Origin of the sequence: Lentilactobacillus kefiri, from assembly GCF_007989105.1 — a bacterium.
GTDB lineage: Bacteria > Bacillota > Bacilli > Lactobacillales > Lactobacillaceae > Lentilactobacillus > Lentilactobacillus kefiri.
On sequence record NZ_BJVK01000083.1, the window covers coordinates 1 to 1,765 of the forward strand.

Sequence of the window (1,765 nt, forward strand, 5' to 3'; positions counted from 1 at the left end):
CTAAGAAAGAAGGAATAAGTCGTTTTAATGCTGCAATTACAAGTGTTGGTTCAATTTCGTATTTTATCGGGCCGATGTTAGTTGGATTGTTTCAAGGACAACAGCAGGCGTTGCTATTTTATATCTATAGCGGAATCACTTTTTTGGGCGGGCTTACATTATTTGCTCTTCCATCAATTAAATTTGACAACCCAACATCATATGAGGGAACCAAAAGAAACGTTAAATCAGATATTGTGAATTCTTTAAAAGCACTGAAAACAGTTAAAGGTTTAGCAGGATTTTATCTGATCTTTATTCTTTTCGATAATATGGGAACTGGCTTGGATTCATTTGAAGTTATTTTTGTCACTAAGGTTGTAGGGATTACTTCTGCTCAATATGCTTATTCATTATCATTTCTAGCAATTGTTTTTTTAATTGTTTCTTCGGTATTAGCATTTGTTAACTTACGTTTGCCATATCATCTTGCATTCCAAATTGGCACATTGATCTTTGGAAGTTATGCGATCATGTTGGTTGTAAGTCAGAACTTGGCAATGGTGTTACTTTCGTATGTACTTTTAGCAATTGGTTCAACAATCGCCGGTAATATGTTGGAAAACATGATTCAAACACAAATTACAGATGAAAATCGAACACAGATTTTTGTTATTGAAGATGTGTTTACAAACGTTTTAGCAGCAGTCACAGTCTTTACACTGGGGCTTATTCAAAATATTGGATTTGATATAACTATTGCATACATAGGCCTTATCACAATAACGATGATCATTTATTTTGTGATTGAGTTCTTGATAGTCTTTAAGAAGTGTGCTGGATCAAAGTCAATACGCGAGGTAGTTTTTAAGAGAGATCGACAATAACGAGTGACCTTTTGAAGTTGCAATTCTCCGAGCATTAGATTGTTTAAAATTCAGCTTTATTATATAAAGTACCTAGTATGGAGCATTAACATTGGATTTAAAAATGCCGCTGATATTGAGATGTACCCTAAAAGTTAAAGTAAAAGCCACGCTATTGATGATTACAATGGCCTGGAGATGACGAATAGATACTTGGCCGTACGATTGTTTGAATTTTGTAAAGGTTGCCTCACTTATTGACATTCATTAATTTTTAAGGTTAGTTCGTGATCAAGTATACTGGGAATATATGAGGAGGATACTTATGAAAAAATGGCCTTTGTTGTTGCTTAGTCTTGGATTGGGCATCGTTATACTGTCCAATCCAACAACTTATGCTAGTTCTGCCTACACAGTTGTCAAAAGCTCATTTCCTGCGGGAACTGGTAAAATGTATCATGCAGCGAATCCAAAGCGAAACGCATACGTTTGGACTACCACTAAGCACACTAAAAAATTAGCGAACATTAAAAATTACCCCAATACCTCATGGCATTCGACTGGTGCGGTTGTGCTTCGTCATAATAATAAGAATGCTGTTTATTACCGAGTTGGTGCAGTTTCCCCAACTAAAACCAAGAAATGGGTTAGTGGCTGGATTTGGCGTGGTTATCTCAAGCCGGGATATAATCCTAACTTTACTAAGGTTAAAAGTATTGATCTCAATATTGCAACCAATAAAGAATACAATCAGTTTATCAAGCAATCCAAATACCAGCAGTTAACTCGTGACGTTTTGGCACTGTTTCCAAATAGTACCGTCTCCAAGCCACTAAGTCGTTATGCATTGTTTCGTGACCCTAAAGACAAGATTGTTAATAATGTGGCCACTTTCAAGGCAATGGATGACTTTTTGAATC

The 1,765-nt window shown here is 35.9% G+C and carries 1 protein-coding gene and 1 pseudogene; both read left to right on the forward strand.

Annotation, left to right across the window (positions count from 1 at the left end; genetic code table 11):
• The coding region (locus LKE01_RS12145; protein WP_483403608.1) for an MFS transporter at nt 1-866 on the forward strand (866 nt) is incomplete at its 5' end.
• A 304-nt stretch (nt 867-1,170) separates the two neighbouring features.
• Nucleotides 1,171-1,765, forward strand: a pseudogene (locus tag LKE01_RS11730) (hypothetical protein); the annotation flags it as partial.